General features: G+C 53.9%; 2 protein-coding genes. Both read left to right on the top strand.

Translation table 11 applies throughout. The features are described from left to right. Positions 1 to 167 (top strand): transporter substrate-binding domain-containing protein (locus JWH17_RS24800; RefSeq protein WP_205225096.1); only part of this gene is annotated, 167 nt, incomplete at its 5' end. Between the two features lie 3 nt (positions 168 to 170). Continuing rightward, a partial coding sequence (locus JWH17_RS23300; RefSeq protein WP_499776921.1) for a phosphoheptose isomerase family protein occupies positions 171 to 471 on the top strand: 301 nt, incomplete at its 3' end.

Below are 471 nucleotides of genomic sequence, written 5' to 3' on the forward strand. Positions count from 1 at the left end.
AAGTAAAGGATGACGTGATTTTCGGACCGGGCACCGGTATCGGCGTCAATAAGCAGAACGACAAACTGCGCGATCAACTCAATGAGGCGATTGCCGAAATCCGCCGCGACGGCACCTACGACCGACTGGCGAAAAAATACTTTAATTTCAATGTGTATGGCGACTAATTCATGAATACCGCGGCAATCATCACTTCGTTAATGGAAAACCGTTTTCATCCGGCAGGCGGCCTGCGTCAGATCTTTCTTGTCGCCTGCGGCGGATCGCTGGTGGATATGTATCCCGCACACTACTTTCTTAACTGCGAGTCCGCCACGCTGCACAGCTTTATGATGACGGCCAATGAATTCGTCCACGCGGCGCCAAAAACGCTGGGGAAAAATTCCCTGACCATTGTCTGTTCCCACGGCGGCAATACGCCGGAATCGGTCGCGGCGGCGAAACTGGCGCAGCAGCACGGCAGTACCACCA

It is taken from the genome of Desulfogranum marinum, from assembly GCF_016918565.1.
Taxonomy (GTDB): domain Bacteria; phylum Desulfobacterota; class Desulfobulbia; order Desulfobulbales; family Desulfobulbaceae; genus Desulfogranum; species Desulfogranum marinum.